Origin of the sequence: Treponema sp. Marseille-Q4130, assembly GCF_014334325.1 — a bacterium.
GTDB lineage: Bacteria > Spirochaetota > Spirochaetia > Treponematales > Treponemataceae > Treponema_D.
The window spans coordinates 49341-66631 of record NZ_JACSET010000005.1 but is presented as its reverse complement, the minus strand read 5'-3'; the positions used below and the strand labels follow the sequence as shown (position 1 = coordinate 66631).

The 17291-nt window shown below is 52.4% G+C and carries 16 protein-coding genes; 15 read left to right on the top strand and 1 reads right to left on the bottom strand.

The annotated features are described in order from the left end of the window. Positions 1–139 precede the first annotated feature (139 nt). The gene (locus tag H9I36_RS06610) at positions 140–859 is read right to left on the bottom strand and encodes a DUF8091 domain-containing protein (RefSeq protein WP_187384585.1); all 720 of its coding nucleotides are present in this window, start codon (positions 857–859) and stop codon (positions 140–142) included. Positions 860–1013: 154 nt separating this feature from the next. Between H9I36_RS06610 and mraZ the strand changes: the two genes are divergently transcribed. The 15 genes from mraZ (at position 1014) to hslU (ending at position 17282) form a co-directional block, all read left to right on the top strand. Next, a complete protein-coding gene (mraZ, locus tag H9I36_RS06605; RefSeq protein ID WP_021331398.1) occupies positions 1014–1457 on the top strand; it encodes a division/cell wall cluster transcriptional repressor MraZ in 444 nt (147 codons plus the stop codon). Between the two features lie 18 nt (positions 1458–1475). Further along, positions 1476–2447, top strand: coding sequence for a 16S rRNA (cytosine(1402)-N(4))-methyltransferase RsmH (rsmH, locus tag H9I36_RS06600; RefSeq protein WP_187384584.1), 972 nt, complete (start codon positions 1476–1478; stop codon positions 2445–2447). 91 nt (positions 2448–2538) lie between these two features. After that, positions 2539–2862, top strand: a complete 324-nt coding sequence (locus H9I36_RS06595; RefSeq protein ID WP_187384583.1) for an FtsB family cell division protein — start codon at positions 2539–2541, stop codon at positions 2860–2862. Next, positions 2849–4291 carry a UDP-N-acetylmuramoyl-tripeptide--D-alanyl-D-alanine ligase gene (locus H9I36_RS06590; RefSeq protein ID WP_187384582.1) on the top strand — a complete coding sequence of 481 codons (1443 nt, stop codon included), beginning with the start codon at positions 2849–2851 and terminating at the stop codon, positions 4289–4291. The genes H9I36_RS06595 and H9I36_RS06590 overlap by 14 nt, the downstream gene beginning before the upstream one ends. After that, positions 4284–5465, top strand: coding sequence for an FtsW/RodA/SpoVE family cell cycle protein (locus H9I36_RS06585; protein WP_187384581.1), 1182 nt, complete (start codon positions 4284–4286; stop codon positions 5463–5465). The genes H9I36_RS06590 and H9I36_RS06585 overlap by 8 nt, the downstream gene beginning before the upstream one ends. Beyond that, positions 5458–6261, top strand: a complete 804-nt coding sequence (locus H9I36_RS06580) for a cell division protein FtsQ/DivIB (RefSeq protein WP_187384580.1) — start codon at positions 5458–5460, stop codon at positions 6259–6261. Before H9I36_RS06585 ends, H9I36_RS06580 begins: the two co-directional genes overlap by 8 nt. Before the next feature lie 17 nt (positions 6262–6278). Then, a complete protein-coding gene (ftsA, locus tag H9I36_RS06575; RefSeq protein WP_187384579.1) occupies positions 6279–7520 on the top strand; it encodes a cell division protein FtsA in 1242 nt (413 codons plus the stop codon). Between the two features lie 25 nt (positions 7521–7545). Then, a complete protein-coding gene (gene ftsZ, locus H9I36_RS06570) occupies positions 7546–8925 on the top strand; it encodes a cell division protein FtsZ (RefSeq protein WP_187384578.1) in 1380 nt (459 codons plus the stop codon). A 12-nt stretch (positions 8926–8937) separates the two neighbouring features. Next, on the top strand, positions 8938–9861 hold the full coding sequence (locus H9I36_RS06565) for a tyrosine recombinase (RefSeq protein ID WP_187384577.1): 924 nt from the start codon (positions 8938–8940) through the stop codon (positions 9859–9861). Positions 9862–10047: 186 nt separating this feature from the next. Next, positions 10048–10773: a tetratricopeptide repeat protein gene (locus tag H9I36_RS06560; RefSeq protein WP_187384576.1), complete on the top strand. Its 726-nt coding sequence runs from the start codon at positions 10048–10050 to the stop codon at positions 10771–10773. Further along, complete coding sequence (gene dprA / locus H9I36_RS06555) at positions 10763–11791, top strand: DNA-processing protein DprA (RefSeq protein WP_187384575.1); 1029 nt, start codon at positions 10763–10765, stop codon at positions 11789–11791. The genes H9I36_RS06560 and dprA overlap by 11 nt, the downstream gene beginning before the upstream one ends. 162 nt (positions 11792–11953) lie before the next feature. After that, positions 11954–14113 (top strand): type I DNA topoisomerase, encoded by a 2160-nt coding sequence (gene topA / locus H9I36_RS06550; protein ID WP_187384574.1) that lies wholly within the window; start codon positions 11954–11956, stop codon positions 14111–14113. A 14-nt stretch (positions 14114–14127) separates the two neighbouring features. Then, the gene (locus tag H9I36_RS06545; protein ID WP_187384573.1) at positions 14128–15033 is read left to right on the top strand and encodes a tyrosine-type recombinase/integrase; all 906 of its coding nucleotides are present in this window, start codon (positions 14128–14130) and stop codon (positions 15031–15033) included. Between the two features lie 127 nt (positions 15034–15160). Further along, entirely contained in the window at positions 15161–15700 is a 540-nt protein-coding gene (gene hslV, locus H9I36_RS06540; protein ID WP_187384572.1) for an ATP-dependent protease subunit HslV, read from the top strand. A 4-nt stretch (positions 15701–15704) separates the two neighbouring features. Further along, complete coding sequence (gene hslU, locus H9I36_RS06535; protein WP_187384571.1) at positions 15705–17282, top strand: ATP-dependent protease ATPase subunit HslU; 1578 nt, start codon at positions 15705–15707, stop codon at positions 17280–17282. Positions 17283–17291 lie beyond the last annotated feature (9 nt).

Below are 17291 nucleotides of genomic sequence, written 5' to 3'. Positions count from 1 at the left end.
CGCGATAATACAGCGAGTTACAACTCGTCGCAATCTCGAAAAATTCGCTAAAAGCGAGTTTTTCGAGATGCCCGTAAGCGCTTTCGCGTGCAATAATTCCGATTTTTATACGGCGGCATCTTGCAGGGTGCCGCTTTTTTTATCTGATCCTATAATATCGCGGGCGGGAAATGTCGTTTTCGGCTTCGATGAGCTTCATGTGTGAAAGCACCCACAGCATGAGATTTGCTTGCGCTTTTGCGGAAGCGGGCAAATCCTTGTTTTCGGCGAGGGAAGAAGCAATGTCTCGGGCGCAAAAACGGGGAAGGCAGGATTCGGGGATGAGCGAAAGGTAGTCGGCTGCTTTTGTAAACCTGTGCGTTTCGAATATCGTTTCGAGCCGCTTGTCGGTTTTGTTCCAATTTTTTAAAAAGCGGCGGCGGCCGTTCGGCGACTGTACCGGCGTTTCGCTTTGCGTGCGGATTTCGCTCATCGCGATTTCGAGCACATCGAGCGAAAAGCGTTTTTTTAAAAGCACGGGATAAAGGCCGGTGAGTTCGCGGAATATGCTGTAGATCGAAGCGCGGACGGGGCTTTTCCGCTTCGAAAGAAGTACTCCTTTTTGGTCATAAACTTCGATGTATTTGACTTTCGCGACGGGATAGACGATTTTGACGCGGCGCCCGTCTTTCAGCGCACCGAGCGTTTTTACGAGCAGCGACGAAAGGTTTTTCGTCTGTATTTCGGTGATGTTTCCGTGAGCGTCGACGACATCGTAAATCTTTCCTGCGATATTGACTTCCGTCATGCATCCTTTTTCGAGCGCATAGAGCGATTTTAAAGAGCGGTGGAGTGAGCTTTCGTTGAGCGTATTTATCATTATTTTTCGAATTCCACGATACAATTATATAGATAATCGGAGTATATTGCAAATTTCTTTGGCGAAAAGGCCGTTTTATCCGTTGACATTCGGTATTTTTATTATAAAATAGTTGCTAAGTGGGAATTACTGGGGAAAAGTGGTAGGCAGTGGCATGAGTATGCTGACAGGAGAATTTCGGAATACGCTTGACGAAAAGGGGAGGATCCTCTTTCCCGCCAAACTGCGTTCCGAACTTGCCGGAAATGTGCTCATCGTGACGCAGGCTCTTGACCGCTGCCTATGGCTTTTTACTCCGGAAGAATGGAAAACCGTTTCTTCGAAACTCATGGAAGCCGCGTCTCCGTTCAGCGAAAAAAACCGCCTCGTGCTCAGGAGGTTTGTCGCGCCGGCGCAGGAACTTGAGTTCGATAAATCGGGGCGGCTTTCGATCCCCCAAAGTCTGCGCGAATATGCCGCGCTTTCCAAAGACTGCGTTTTGCTCGGCGTCAGCAAATACATCGAGCTGTGGGACGCGGAAAGTTATCGGCACTATATCGAGGAAAGCGAAGCGTCGTTCCGCGGGGCTGCGGAAGAGCTCGGCTCGATCTTTTTTTAGCGCAGGGGAGGAAAGCGCATGGAAGCGATTCATACGCCTGTTTTGTTGCAGGAATGTCTTGAACTGCTTGCCCCGTGCGGCGCCGAAGCGGTCATGTGCGACTCGACGCTCGGCGAAGGCGGTCATTCGTTTGCATTTCTTTCACGATTCCCGAATATTAAGATAATCGGCATCGACGCCGATGCGGGCATTTTGGCGCGCGCAAAAGAGCGGCTCGAATGCTTTGCCGAACGGACGATGTTTTACAACGGCTGGTTCGACGATTTTTACGCGTCGTACCCTGCGGATTTTCCGAAGCCCGATATCATATTGTTCGATTTGGGCATATCGATGTACCACTACGAACTGTCGGGCAGGGGATTTTCGTTTCGTCACGATGAAGCGCTCGATATGCGCCTTACGCCGTCGGGAGGAAAAAGCGCCGCCGATATCGTAAACGGTACGGAAGAAGGGGCGCTTGCCGATTTGATATACCGCTGGGGCGAAGAAAAACTGAGCCGCAGTATAGCGAGGGCTATCGTGAAGGCGAGGGCGAGCGGGGAAATCCGTTCGTCGAAAGCGCTCGCCGATATCATTTACGATGCAGTGCCTTCGCAGTACCGGCACGGAGCGATACATCCGGCGACACGTACGTTTCAAGCGCTGCGCATCGCGGTAAACGGAGAGCTTGCGCGGCTTCCGCGCTCGCTGCACGATGCGTTCAACGATTTGAATGCGGGCGGAAAGATGGGGGTGATCACGTTCCATTCGCTTGAAGACCGCATCGTAAAAAATTATTTCCGGAATCTCGGAAAGTCCTGCATTTGTCCGCCCGAGGTTCCGGCTTGCCGCTGCGGTGGGAGGGCGTGTGCCGAAGTGCTTACGAAAAAGCCCGTAAGTCCCTCGGCGGAAGAGGTTTCCGGCAATTCGCCGTCGCGGAGCGCGAAGCTTCGCGTCGTGCGCAAACTGTGCGATGCCGAAGATGCGCGGCGCCTAAGCATCGCAGTATGATCGGGAACCGTTGAATATGTGCGCACTTGCGCACGATGCGAAAACTTTTTCGGAAATTCCAATTTTCTGCAAAAGTTTTATGGGAGTGGGTATGAAACGAAAATACGCTCGCGTGCGCGAAACGCTTGTCGTCTGCATTATCGCTCTTTCGATTCCGCTTTTGCTGATCGCGGGCGGCATACAGTCAAGAAAATACGAAGATCTATCGGACGAAGTCGCGGCTCTTGAAAAAAAACAGGAAGCGCTCGTCGAAGAAAATAAAAATCTCGTTACGGATATCAGTCTTTTGGCGAGTACGGAGCGCATCGAAAAGATTGCGGAAAACGAACTCGGCATGCATAAAGCGCAGACGGACGATATCGTCCGCGTCGAAATGAAGGGGAAGGGCAGTGCAAAGTCTGATGGAGCGAAATGAGCTCGTCGCTGCCGTCCGCGGTAAAGGTGTCGGACACAGTGCAGCCGAAAACCGATTTTGTTTTTCCTCAGTTACGACCGACAGCCGCTTCGTCGTTCCGGGCAGCCTCTTCGTACCGCTCGTCGGCACCGTGCAAAACGGCCACGCCTATATTCCCGAAGCCCTCGAAAAGGGGGCGTCATGCGTTTTTGTCAACGAAAGCGAATATTCAGGCGACGAGAGAGCGTATTCGCTTTTGGCGGAAAAATATCCTCTCGCTTTTTTTGTGATCGTCTCCGATACGCTGTACGCGCTGCAGGATGCGGCCGCCGCCTACGTCGCAAAATTTCCGCGCTTAAAAAAAATCGGTATCACGGGGTCGAGCGGAAAGACGACGACAAAGGAACTCGTCGCTGCGGTTTTAAAGCAAAAATATCGAGTCGTTTCGAGCGACGGCAATTTCAATTCCGAAACGGGGCTGCCGCTTTCCGTTTTTAAAATCAGGGATACGGATGAAATCGGCGTATTCGAAATGGGCATGAATCGGCCGAACGAAATCGGGGAAATCGCCGGCGTTTTAAAACCCGAGTACGCCCTCATCACGAATATCGGAAGCGCGCATATCGGCATACTCGGCAGCAAAAAAAATATCGCCGCCGAAAAGCGAAAAATATTCGATTATATTCCCGAAAGCGGTGCGGCCTTTGTTCCCGCGTCGGACGCGTTCGCACCGTTTTTAATCGAAAACTGCAAAGGACAAATCGTCTATTTCGGAAACGATGTCGCCGAAAAAAGCGGCGTCTCTCTCTTGTCCGACGACGGTCTTGCAGGGACGGTTTTTTCTATCGGAGATGAGCGCGTGCACTTTAAGCTTCCGGGCATGTACAATTATGAAAACGCGCTCGCAGCCGTCGCCGTCGGAAAGTATTTCGGTGTAAGCGATGCGGAAATCAAAACGGCGCTTTCGTCTTTCGGCGGCGTTTCGGGAAGGAGCGAAAGCGGACATATCGCATTGAAAAACGGCAAGCGCGTCACGCTCGTAAAAGACTGTTACAACGCGAACGCCGAATCGACTGCGAGCGTCCTGTCGTTTTGCGCGTCCGCAAAAGACGTCGAGCGGAGGATATACGTACTCGGCGATATGCTCGAACTCGGAGAGGCATCCCGGGTCGTGCACGAAACAGCGGGCAAACAAGCGTGCAAAGCGAACGCGTATAAAATCGTATTTATCGGCACGGAGATGAAATACGCTTACGATGCCGCCCTCGCTTCGGGCTTTACGGGCGCGCTGTATATTGCCGACTCTTCCGAAAATGCGATGAGCTGCGCGGCGGACTTTATCCTTGCAAACGCTTCCGACGGGGATTTGCTTCTTTTAAAAGGTTCCCGCGGTATGGCGCTCGAGCGTATTGTTCCGCTCATTGAGGCGGAGGAGGGGCGCGATGCGTGATTATCTTTTCCTCGCCGACAAGCCCGTTTCGTCGTATCGAAAAAGCGATTCGGCTTTTATCGCGTGCGTCATCCTCCTGTGCGGACTCGGCATCTTTGCGCTTTTCGTATGCTCGCAAAATTACGCCGAACGCATGTTCGGCAATCCGTTTTATTTTGTAAAGCGCCAGCTCGTGAGCATCGCCGTCTCTCTCGTCGGATTTTTTTTGTTTGCGAGCATACGCATAAAAATTATTAAAAATATTTTGCCGATCCTCGTGCTCGGTGTGATCGTACTCTGTCTTTTGACCTTTGTTCCCGGCATCGCCGTTGAAAGGAACGGCGCTCATCGGTGGATACGCATGCCCTTTGCGTTTACGCTGCAGCCGTCCGAATTCGCAAAATTTGCGCTCATCCTCTTTCTCGCGAATTTTTTCGACAAGCAGGCACGCATCGAAAATCCCGAGGATAAATCGGTGCTGCCGGCCGTCATCGGTTTGACTTCGGTTTCGCTCCTCGTTTTTTTTCAGCGCGATTTTTCCACGAGCGTTTTTATTTTTTGCGTCGGCCTTCTCATGTTTTTTGCGTCGGGCGCAAAGCTTACGTGGCTTCCGCCTGCGCTCCTGCTCATCATTCCGGCTCTCGTCTTTATGATTTTGCAGGAGCCGTATCGGATCGAACGCATCATCGGATTTTTGCGGCCGGAAGAACACGTGCGCACGTACAATTATCAAAGCATTGCGGCAAAGCGCGCGATCAGTTCCGGCGGTTTTTGGGGCAGCGGCATCGGGAGCGGTCTCGTGTGGATAAACAGTATTCCCGAAGTGCAGGCTGACTACATATTCGCCGGCTGGGCGGAAGCGATGGGATTTTTCGGCGTGCTTTTGTACTTTGTCATGCTCGCAGCTTTCGCATGGCGCGGATTGAGGTCGTCGTTCGTCTGCAAAAACCGTTTCGCCGCCTATGCGTCCTTCGGCTGTGTCGCCGCAGTAACGCTGCAGTCGCTGATGAACTGCGCCGTCGTCTGCGGGGCGCTTCCGGCAACCGGCATACCGCTGCCGTTTTTTTCGCTCGGCGGTTCGTCGATAATCGTAACGCTTTGTATGTGCGGCTTTATCGTCAACGCGTCGCGTTGTACGGCGGAAGAAGACGAAAACGAATTTGAAGATGCCGTCTATGAGGGAAAGGATGAGTGATGTAAGCATGGCTGGCTTTGCCGCCGAAAAAAAAGAAACGAAAAACGATGTAAAGACGAAAATCGTCGTCGCTCTCTTTTTTGTTTTTTGCGCAATTTTTTTAATCGAAATCGCCGTCTATAAATTCGCCCTTCCGAGCATGCACGCTCCGAAGATCGTCATCGGCGGAGAACGCTCGCTTTCCGACGAACAAGTGCTTTCTCTCTTGCAGCCGATGCACGGTGCGAACTGGTTTTCATTCAACGCCGAAGAAGCCGTTTCGATTTTATCGTCGGTGCCGGCGATCGATTCGGTTACCGTGACGAAACGCTTTCCCGACAAAATATTCGTGCGCATTGCCGAACGCGAAAGCGTTGCGATGACTTTCGTTTCATCTGCGGGAAGGAGCATTCCCGTGTGCATCGATAAAAACGGCGTACTCTTCGACGATGCGGCAGTCGACAGAAAAAGCGGCGCCGTTCCGATCATCTCAGGGCTTCCGATAGAACACTTGTCTGAAGGCATGCGAATTCCCGCAAAGTACCGCACGCTCATCGAACAGATTTCGGAAATTCAAAGCCGCGACAGGCGCTATTTCGCCGCTCTCGCGGAAATCTGCGTCGTTCCGAAAGAATACGGAAACTACGAACTCGCGCTTATCCCTGCGCACACGAGGATGCGCGTGCTGACCGACCGCGCATTGAACGAAGACGCGTTACAGTATATGATGGTTGTGCTCGACGTCGTCAATTCGATCGAGCCTGACGTATCGGAAATCGATTTGCGTTACGGCTCCGTTTCTTACCGGACGCGCTGAAGCGAGGATGAGCAGGTATGATTGTCGGTCTTGATATAGGTACGAACCATATACGCGTCGCGATCGGAGAACTGAACGATTCGGGCGGCATTGAAATCGCAGGGACGGCTTCGAGAAAGTCGGCGGGGCTCCGAAACGGAGTCATCGTCAATATCGAAGATGCCGCGGCCGCGATCAGAGAAGCGGTCGAAAGCGCCGAACAAAATGCCGGAGCCGAAGTGACCAAGTGTGCGATCGGCATCGGAGGCACGCAGATCGAAGGTTTGAATCAGAGGGGCATAACGCCCGTGACCGAACCGGGGCGTCCGCCGAGGGAAGTGACGAGGGGCGACATAGAGCGGGCGATCGACAACGCGCGCGCGGTTTTTATTCCGCAAGACAGAGAATTGCTGCACGTCGTCGCGCAGACTTTTACCGTCGACGGTTTGAAAAATATTAAAGACCCGACGAATATGATGTGCGCCCGTCTCGAAGCGGATGTCCACGTGATCACCGCGTCAAAGACGACGATACAAAATATCAAACGCTGCGTGAGCCGCGCGGGCTACGAATCGTCGGGCATTATGCTGAAAACGCTTGCAGCGACGCAGGCGGTCGTCCACGACGACGAAATGGATCTCGGTTCGATCCTCATCGATATGGGTGCGGGAACGACCGACGTACTCGTGCTTTTGGGAGGGGCGCCCGTGTGTACGGTGTCCATTCCCGTCGGCGGAAACCTCGTCACAAACGATATCGCGATCGTAAAAGGCATACCGGTATCGGCTGCGGAAAAGATCAAAATCGAATCGGGATGCTGCTTTATCGACAATATCGAAATCGACCGCGAAGTGATAATACCGGGCGTCGGCGGAAGGGATCCCGAGCTTACGACGCAGACGGAATTGTGCGGCATCATTCAGCCGCGTGTCGAAGAAATTTTTTCGATGGTGCGGAGCGCCGTCATCAGCAATTCGAATATCCGCCGTCTTTCGGGCAATATCATTCTGACCGGAGGAGGCGCGCAGATGGAAGGCGTGGTCGAATGCGCGCAGGCGGTTTTCGGAACGAGCGCGGTGCGGATCGGCACGCCTGAAAAACTCGGAGGCGCGGAAGCCGAATACCGGCGCCCCGAATTCGCTACGGTGATAGGGCTTGTGATTGCGAATAAAAATGCTGTTCAGGAAAAGAACGGTCGTAAAAATAAAAAACCGTTTTCGTCGGAAGAGAGCGGAAAAAAAGAGAATCTGTTGACAAGGTTAAAAAAATCGTTTTTCTGAGGGGAAAAAAGGTTGGGAGGAAAACATGATGGATTTTTCGGTGATCAATGAAAGCGGTACCGCCCTCGATGCGGTGAGCCCCGCGGTTATCAAAGTCATCGGCTGCGGCGGCGGCGGATCGAATGCGGTAAATCGCATGATCGACGCGGATATCGCGAACGTCGATTTTATCGTGCTGAATACCGATGTGCAGGATTTGAACCGATCGAAAGCCGAGACGCGGCTGGCTATCGGACGAAAGATTGCAAAGGGACTCGGTGCCGGAGGCAATCCGAAAGTCGGAGAAGAAGCCGCCGAAGAAGATAAAGAGGCGATCGCCAATTTGCTCGAAGGTACCGATATGATCTTTATCACGGCCGGTATGGGCGGCGGCACGGGTACGGGATCGGCTCCCGTCGTCGCCCGCATCGCGCGCAGTCTCGGCGTACTCACCGTCGGCGTCGTTACGACTCCCTTCGAATTCGAAGGACCGGTACGCATGCGCCAAGCGCGCGAAGGTATCAACCGTTTGCATGAAAACGTCGATTCTCTCATCGTCATTCCGAATCAGCAGCTTTTAAAAGTCGTCGATAAAAATATGCCCATACGCCAAGCTTTCCTCGTTGCGGATGACGTTTTGCGGCAGGGCGTCGAAGGCATTTCGAATATCATTACAAAGCCGGGCGACGTGAACCGCGATTTTACCGATGTCAAAAATACGATGCTCGGACAGGGAGAAGCGATCCTCGGCGTCGGTCATGCGAGCGGCGAAAATCGTGCCGTCGATGCTGCGACAAAGGCGATTAAAAATCCGCTGCTCGAAGACACGAGCATAGACGGAGCGAAGAGCGTTCTCATCAATATCTGCTCGAGCGGCGACATATCCATGCTCGAAGTGTCGGAAATCATGAAAGTCGTCAGAGCTTCGATCGATCCCGACGCGAATATTTTGTGGGGTCAAGCCATCGATCCTTCTCTCGGCGAAAGCGTCAGCGTTACCGTCATCGCGACGGGATTTCATGCAAGCTTTGAAAGAGGAGCTTCGGAAGATGCGCTTTCGTCTTCTTCCGCCGTACACGATTCGTCCGTCGTCACGAGCGACGAATTTTCTGACATACTCGGCGGGCGCGGTTTCGAGAGTATGCGGCAAAAGCTTTCATCCGCCGCTGAAACGAGCCTTTTCGATTCCGTCGACTCGGATGCCGAAAAAGTTCCCGTTGCGGTCGGCGCTCCTTCCGTCCGCGAACAGGTAAATCAAAAAATCGGTTCGCTCGGAAAAGCGCTTTCGGCTTCCGTCCCCCGCTATTCGGCGAGCGGCATAAAACCGCCTGCGGGATTTATCGGAGGCAACGACATCTCTCAGCCGGCGTGCTGGCGGGCGAGCGGACGCGGAGAATTGTCGCGGACGATCAGACTGCAGGATTAGCGCGGGATCCGTATGGCTGAAAAGTTGACGATTCCGGTCATACTCTCCCGATTTTATACGGACATCGTGCTTGTTTTGCGGCGCTCGCAGAAAACGGCGGAAACCTATCGGCTTTCTGCGGGTGAGTTTTTGTCGTGGTGCGTCGAAAAAAAAATAAAGCTGCACGATGTCGCTTCCCGCGAACTCACATATTATCTCGTATGGAAAAAGACCAAAGGCGATACGGAGCTGACGATCGCAAAAGATATTTCAGCGCTGCGTGCTTTCGGATCCTACCTTGTCAGAATCGGTATATGGAGCGAGAATTTCGCGCTCGCGCTCGACCGGCCGAAAGCCGCCCGTCCGCTGCCGCGCGTCCTTTCCGTTGCGCAGATCGAATCTTTTCTTTCGTCCATCGATACGTCGGAGCCCTTGGGACTTCGCGATGCGGCGCTGTTCGAACTTATCTATTCGTGCGGACTTCGCGCAAGCGAAGCGGCTTCTCTTCTCATGCAAAACGTGCATTTGAACGAACGCATCATCCTCGTGCGCGGCAAGGGCGATAAAGAGCGCATCGTGCCGTTCGGAGATGCGGCGAAAGAAAAACTTTCCGCATATCTTTCGGAAGCGCGGCCGCGCCTTGTCGGGAAAAAAACGGTCGCCGAAGTTTTCGTCAATTATCGCGGCGATCCTCTTTCGCGAAAAGGTTTATGGAAACGATTTTGCGGATACGAAGTGAAAAGCGGTGTTCACGCGAAAGTGCATACGCTGCGCCATTCGTTTGCGACGCACTTGCTCGCAGGAGGGGCCGATCTGCGTTCCGTTCAGGAATTGCTCGGTCACGCGGATCTTTCGACGACACAGATTTATACGCACGTCGATGACGAACAGCTTCGGAAAAATCACGAAAAATATTTTCCGGGCCATGCGGCAAAAGGCGACGTATCCGCGCCCTAATGTGCTGCCGCCGGGCGCACATGCGTTCGGCAAAAATAAAACGTATCCGTGCGCGATGTGCGGCGGCTCTGCAAAGCGTTTGCTGTGGCGTAATGTGGGTATGCGCTACGGTTCGATTGCCTTGTTCTTGCAATTTTAGTATATATCGTTATATTGATATGGAAAGATTCGAAAATCGAGGTTGCTATGAAAAAAATACATATAACGGCAAGTTTATTATTATTAATTTTGATGTTCGTTTCATGCGGATCGTCGAATGCAGCCGTCAAACGTCTGCAGCAGACGGAAGAAGGGGTTTCGTCTCCGACGACGATCGACGAATACAAAGAGGCTATCGCAAAATACGAAAAGCGCGTTGCGGATATAACGCTTGCGAACGAGCAAATCGGCATTTGGTATAAGATACTCGGTTCGCGCTATATCGATTTGAAGATGTGGGGCGAAGCGCTTTCGTGTTATCAAAAGGCGATCGAGTATTATCCGACAAATCAAAACCTCTATTACTATGTCGGCGTGTGCGCGGGTTATATGGCGCATTCGGCGCTCGATTACGATGCGACGGGCGGCACTGCAAAACGATATAATTATTTGAAATTGTCGGAATCGGCATACCTCCGCGCGATCGCGATCGAAGGGCGTTACGTCCGCGCGCTCTACGGGCTCGGCGTGCTCTATGTGTTCGAACTCGATGAAAGCGAAAAAGCGATACCCTATCTTAAAACGCTTTTGACTATCGACACGGGACACACCGACGCAAAGAGCGTGCTTGCGAACGCGTATTTCCGGATCGGAGATTTTCAAGCGGCGGCGGATATGTACGATTCGATTATTAAAACGACGAAAGATAAAGAAAAAAAAGCGCTCGCGGAACAAAATAAAAAAATCGCTTTGGATGCGGCCTATGGGCGTTGAGAAGGAAAAATATTTTCTTTCTCTGTGTCTCGCCGGCGTATCGTTTTTGACGCTGCGTGAAAAAAATATTTTACTCGAGAACCTTGACAGCGCCGCCGCCCTTGCGCTACTGTCTATAGACGATATCGCAACGCTTGTCGGAAGAACTTTTCGAGCCGCGGTGTGGAACGGTCCTTCGTGCGTGCGCGAAGCGGAAAAGGCCGAAAGGATTATTAAAGCGTTCGGCATCGAAACGATTTTAAACGGGGAAGCCTTGTATCCCGCCCTTCTTTCGGAAGCGGAAAATGCGCCGTTTATGTTGTTTTGCCGAGGAGATGTGTCCTGTCTTTCAGGCGAAACGGTTTCCGTCGTCGGAACGCGGCGCATGACGAGAGAAGGAAAAGAAGCGGCTTTTTCGTTTTCGCGCGATGCCGCTCGAAACGGAGTTACGGTCGTGTCGGGTCTCGCGTACGGCATCGATGCCGCTTCTCACGCGGGAGCCGTCGATGCCTGTTTCGATGCGATGGAAGCGGGGACTGAAAAAAACTGCGGAAAGACTTGCGCGATCCTTCCGTGCGGAGCGGATATGATCGTTCCGTCTTCGCATAAAAGGCTTGCGGAAAAAATTATTAAAACGGGCGGGGTTCTCGTAAGCGAATATATTCCGGGAGTCCCTGCCGAAGCGTGGAGATTCGTGCACAGAAACCGCATCATCGCGGCCCTGTCGCCTGCGACCGTCGTCGTCGAATCGCCCCCGGGAAGCGGTGCGCTCATTACGGCGCAGTACGCCCTTGATTATAACCGCGACGTGATGATTCACGAAGCGGCATTTTCCGCTCCTGCAAAGGCGGTTTCGCGGCAAGCGAAGTGCGAGCTCGAAAAAAAGATCGAGAGGGGAGAAGCCGCAAAAGGAAAGACCGAGCGAACGGCGGAAAAATACGTCGCCGACGGCGCTCCGGTTATAAAAGATTATGCCGATTACCGCCGCTGCCGCTCGGAATCCCCCGGTGCGCGAAGCGGCGAGCCCTCTCTTTTTTAAGAGGGGCGAAAATTTTGAAAAAATCGCTCGGGGCAAGTTTTTTAAGATGCCCTTATACGTGGCTGTCCAAAAACTGAAGTTTTTGGACAGTTTACTTAATTGTACTACGAGTGCGGCGCGGAACGCCGCACTCTCGCGTTAAAATTTTTATGGGAGAAGGCTATGGCTGATGCAGCAAAAAAACGTGCTTCAAAAACAAAAGAATCGACGCTCGTGATTGTCGAATCTCCGGCAAAAGCGCATACGATCGAAAAATATCTCGGCCCGGGCTATACGGTAAAAGCGTCCATGGGACACTTGATCGATTTACCGAAATCGCGCCTTGCGATCGATGTCGATCACGATTTTCAGCCCGAATACATCACCGTGAGAGGCAGGGCAAAATTATTAAAAGAGCTGCAAAAGGATGCGAAAAAATCGACGTCCGTCCTGCTCGCAAGCGATAACGACCGCGAAGGAGAAGCGATCGCGTGGCATTTGAATAAGGCGCTGAAAGAAAAGACGAGCGCTCCGATCAGCCGCATCGTGTTCAACGAAATCACGCCGATTGCGATCAAAGAAGCGGTCAAGCATCCCGACGAAATCGTCGAAAGCAAAGTGAACGCGCAAAAAGCGCGGCGCGTGCTCGACCGCCTCGTCGGCTACAATTTAAGTCCGCTTTTGTGGAGTAAAGTGAAAAACGGTCTTTCGGCCGGCCGCGTGCAGTCGGTTGCGCTTCGTCTCATCTGCGAGCGCGAAGAAGAAGTGGAAAATTTTCTGCCCGAAGAATATTGGACGCTCGATGCGGATTTTGTAAAAGGCAAAACGACGTTTACCGCTCAGCTCGTTTCGTACAAGGGCGAAAAGGCTGAATTGAAAAACGAAACCGAAGTCAATAAAATCATCGACTTGATAAAAAATTCCGACTGCACGGTCGCGAGCGTCAAGACGACCGATAAGACGGTAAAACCGAAAGCGCCGTTTACGACGTCGAAATTGCAGCAGGCGGCCGCAAACCGCCTCGGCTACACGTCGAGGAAAACCATGCAGATCGCGCAGCAGCTCTACGAAGGCGTCAACGTCGGTGAAAGCCGCGTAGGTCTCATCACGTATATGCGCACCGATTCCGTGCGCATTTCGCAAACCGCCCTCGACGAAGTGCGTTCGTGGCTTTCAAAAAATTATCCCGACGACTTGCCTGCCGAACCTGTAAAGTATGAAGTCGGAAAAGCGGCTCAGGATGCGCACGAAGGCATCCGCCCGACTTATGTGTCGTATACACCCGATTCGATAAAAGAATATTTGACGCGCGATCAGCTTCGCCTCTATTCGATCATTTGGGAGCGCTTCGTTTCAAGTCAGATGAACAATGCGAAGACGCGGACGACGAGCGTCGAAATCGCTTCGGGTGATGCGATTTTCCGCGCATCCGCAAGCAAAATAGTCGACAAGGGTTTTTATCATGTCATCAAACTCCTTTCGTCGAAAGAGGATAAAACCGGAAATCTCCCGTCGCTGAAAGAAGGCGAAAAAATCGCGTGCGAAAAATTTTATCCCGAACAGCACTTTACTCAAGGGCCCTCGCGCTACACCGATGCGTCCATCGTTCGAACGCTCGAAGAAAAGGGAATAGGCAGACCTTCGACTTATGCGCCGATCATTTCGGTTTTGCTCGACCGCTATTATGTGACGCGGACGAACCGTCAGCTCGTGCCGACTGTCCTCGGCCGCATGATATGCAAAATCCTCGTCGAATCATTTCCGAACGTCATCAACGAACATTTTACCGCGGAAGTCGAAAACGATCTCGACAAAGTGGAGCAGGGCGCTCTCGTGTGGAACGGGATGATAAAAGATTTTTACGGTCCGTTCAAAAAACGCGTCGACGACGTGATGGAAACGCAGGAAAGCGTCAAAGGCTTTCTCGACGAAAAAACCGATATCGTGTGCGAAAAATGCGGAAAGCCCATGGTTAAAAAACTCGGCCGCTTCGGATACTTTCTCGCCTGTTCGGGATTTCCCGAATGCCGCAATACGCGCTCGATCCCGCTTGCGAAGTGCCCGATGCCCGGCTGCGACGGAGAGATCGTCGCACGGAAAACGAAGGGAAGAGGCAAAGAATTCTACGGCTGTACGAATTACCCGAAGTGCAATTTTATTTCGCATTTCAAACCGATCGATCAGTATTGTCCGAAGTGCGGATGGTTCCTCGTCGAAAAATACGACAAAAAGAACGGCACGTATAAGTCGTGCATCAATCCCGATTGCACCTTTTTGCACTCCGCCGACGATGCTGCGGCTTTTGAAAAAGAGTCGGAAGGCGCTCCCGAGTCTCGGCAATAGCGCAGGGTAAACCGGTGCGCCTTTCGGATGCGATAGACGAATTTTTGCTCTACCTCGAAGCCGTACGCGGACTTTCGCTCAATTCCGTTTGTGCGTATCGAAACGATCTGCGACGCCTTTCGGCTTTTTTGGGTGCGGAAAAAGACGTGAAGGAAGCGAGCGCCGAAGATATCAGAAGCTGCATCGGAGTCCTTTCAAAAGAAAAAAAATCAAGCGCAACCGTAAACCGTTTTATCGCCGCGTGCAGAACTTTTTTTGCCTATTGCAAAAAATTTGAGTATATTAATACAGATCCCGCAGAGGAAATCAAAACGGTAAAGATGCCGCGCCATGTGCCGCGCTTTTTAACCGGCGCGGAAGTCGACGAGCTGTGCGCCGTACCGAAAGAAAAAGAAATCCTGTGGGCATCTCGCGACAGCGCTATTTTGGAAATGCTCTATTCGTCGGGGTGCCGCGTTTCGGAGCTCGCTTCCGTTCGCTTAAGCGATATGTCGGAAGATTTTTCTTCCGCTCTCGTCACCGGAAAGGGCAGTAAAGACCGCCGCGTGTATTTCGGAGAAGATGCGCAAAAAGCGTTCAAAGCGTATCTTGCCGACAGGAAAAAGTTTTTTGCAAAAAAACGCATGACGGACAACGTCAGCGAAATATTCGTCAACAGGAGAGGCACCGCTCTCGGTGCGCACGGCATCCGCTGGATACTGTCACGCTATTCGGGTGCGGAAGGGACGGCTCGCCATATTTCGCCGCACGCGCTTCGCCACACCTTTGCGACCGCGATGATTTCACAGGGCGCGGACGTGCGCGTCGTGCAGGAGCTTTTGGGACACGCGAGCATTTCGACGACGCAGCGCTATACGCATATCACGACGGAGCGTCTTATCGAATTGTATGAAAAAGCGCATCCGCACGGAAAAGGGTGAGATAATTAATAATTGGTAATGTGCAATTGTTAATTGTGTGTGAAATCGAATCGGTTGCACGGCGGCGGTAAATGCGCCGGTGTAAAACGGTCGCGCCGTTTATTTTTTTGTTTTTGTTGGAGTGTATATGGCTGCAAGAAAAATTCACAGTACGACGGTTATCGCCGTCCGCCGGAACGGAAAGGTTGCGATGGCGGGCGACGGACAAGTGACTGCCGGCAATACGGTTGTAAAGGGCAACGCGCGCAAAGTGCGCAAAATATACGACGGCAAAGTGCTCACCGGATTCGCAGGTTCGGTTGCGGACGCGTTTACGCTGTTCGATAAATTCGAAGAAAAATTAAAAGAGTATTCGGGCGACATCATGCGCAGCGCCGTCGCGCTTGCGAAAATGTGGCGTACCGAGCGTTCTCTGCAAAAGCTCGAAGCCGAGCTCCTCGTCGCCGACGGAACGAAGATACTGCTCATTTCAGGCGACGGCAACGTCATCGAACCGGAAAACGACGTGTGCGCGATCGGAAGCGGGGGAAACTATGCGTATTCGGCGGCTCTCGCGTATCTTGAAAGCTCCGATATGAACGCTTCCGAAATTGCGAAAAAGAGTCTTGAAATTGCGGGTAAAATCTGCATCTATACGAACGGTAATTTGACGGTGGAGGAGGCATAAACGCATGAGCGACGTACCGGCAGAAGTACATACGGATTTGACGCCGAAGGAAATAGTCCTCAGGCTCGATCAATACATCATCGGACAGGAAAAGGCGAAGCGCGCGGTCGCCGTTGCACTGCGTAACCGCTACCGCCGTTTGAAACTCCCCGAAGATATCCGCGACGAAGTTGCGCCGAAAAATATCCTCATGATAGGACCGACCGGCGTCGGCAAAACGGAAATCGCGCGACGGCTTGCAAAACTGTGTTCGGCGCCCTTTTTAAAAGTCGAAGCGACGAAGTACACCGAAGTCGGTTATGTCGGGCGCGACGTCGAATCGATGATACGCGATTTGATGGCGGTCGGTTTCAACGATGTCAAAGCGGAAATGGAAGAACGTTTGCGCGAAAAAAGTGTGCCCCTCGTCGAAGACCGGCTTCTCGATCTCCTGCTCCCCGGTTCCGCCGAAAAAGACAGGGCTGCAAAAGCGAACGAAAAAAAAGATGCGGCTGTCCTCGGAAATATCTTTACGCTTATAAGCGGAAGCGGCGCGGAATCGAATACGGCATCTCTTTCCGATCGATCGGGCAGCGCTTCGGAAAAAGATGCTGCACAGAATGCGTCATCGGAAAGATCCGCTTTATACGATGCGGTATCGGAAGAGGCCGCCTCATCCGATGCGGAAGCGCAGAGTGAAAGCCGGCAAAAAGAAAGCTCGACGCGGGAAAAGTTCCGCACAATGCTGCGCGAAGGAAAGCTCGAAGAGAGAGAAGTGGAGCTTACGGTACATCCTCAGTTTCAAATGCCGAGCATGGAAATTATCGCCGGCGGCAATATGGAAGATCTCGAAAACAGTATGCAGAGCATCGCCGGTATGTTTTCGGGCGGAAACAAAGCGAAGCGGAGAACCGTGACGATCCACGAAGCGCGGAAAATCATAAGCGGAGAAGTGCTCGATACGATGATCGACCGCGATAAAGTCGCATCCGAAGCGAAAAAACGGGTCGAACAAAACGGCATCATCTTTATCGACGAAATCGATAAGATTGCGACGAAAAACGGCGAATCGCGCGGGCAGGACGTTTCCCGCGAAGGCGTGCAGCGCGACATCCTCCCGATCGTCGAAGGCAGCAATGTAAATACGAAGTACGGTGTCGTCGATACCTCTCATATTTTGTTTATTGCGGCCGGAGCGTTCAGCGTTTCGGCTCCGAGCGATTTGATTCCCGAACTGCAGGGACGCTTTCCGCTGCGCGTGGAACTCGACGCGCTCAAAAAAGACGATTTCAAAAAAATCCTCACCGAACCGAAAAACGCGCTCACAAAACAATACGTTGCGCTCCTCGAAACGGAAGGAGTGACGGTACGTTTTGCCGAGGATGCGATCGACCGTATGAGCTTTCTCGCCGAAGACGTAAACGCAAAGAGCGAAAACATCGGCGCGAGGCGGCTCCACACGATCATGGAAAAAGTGCTCGACGATATTTCGTTTACCGCGGATGAACATGCAGGCGAAACGATCGATATCGACGCGGCATACGTCGACGACAAGCTCAAAGATATCGTCACCGACGGCGATATGTCGCGCTATATACTCTAAGGCTGTACA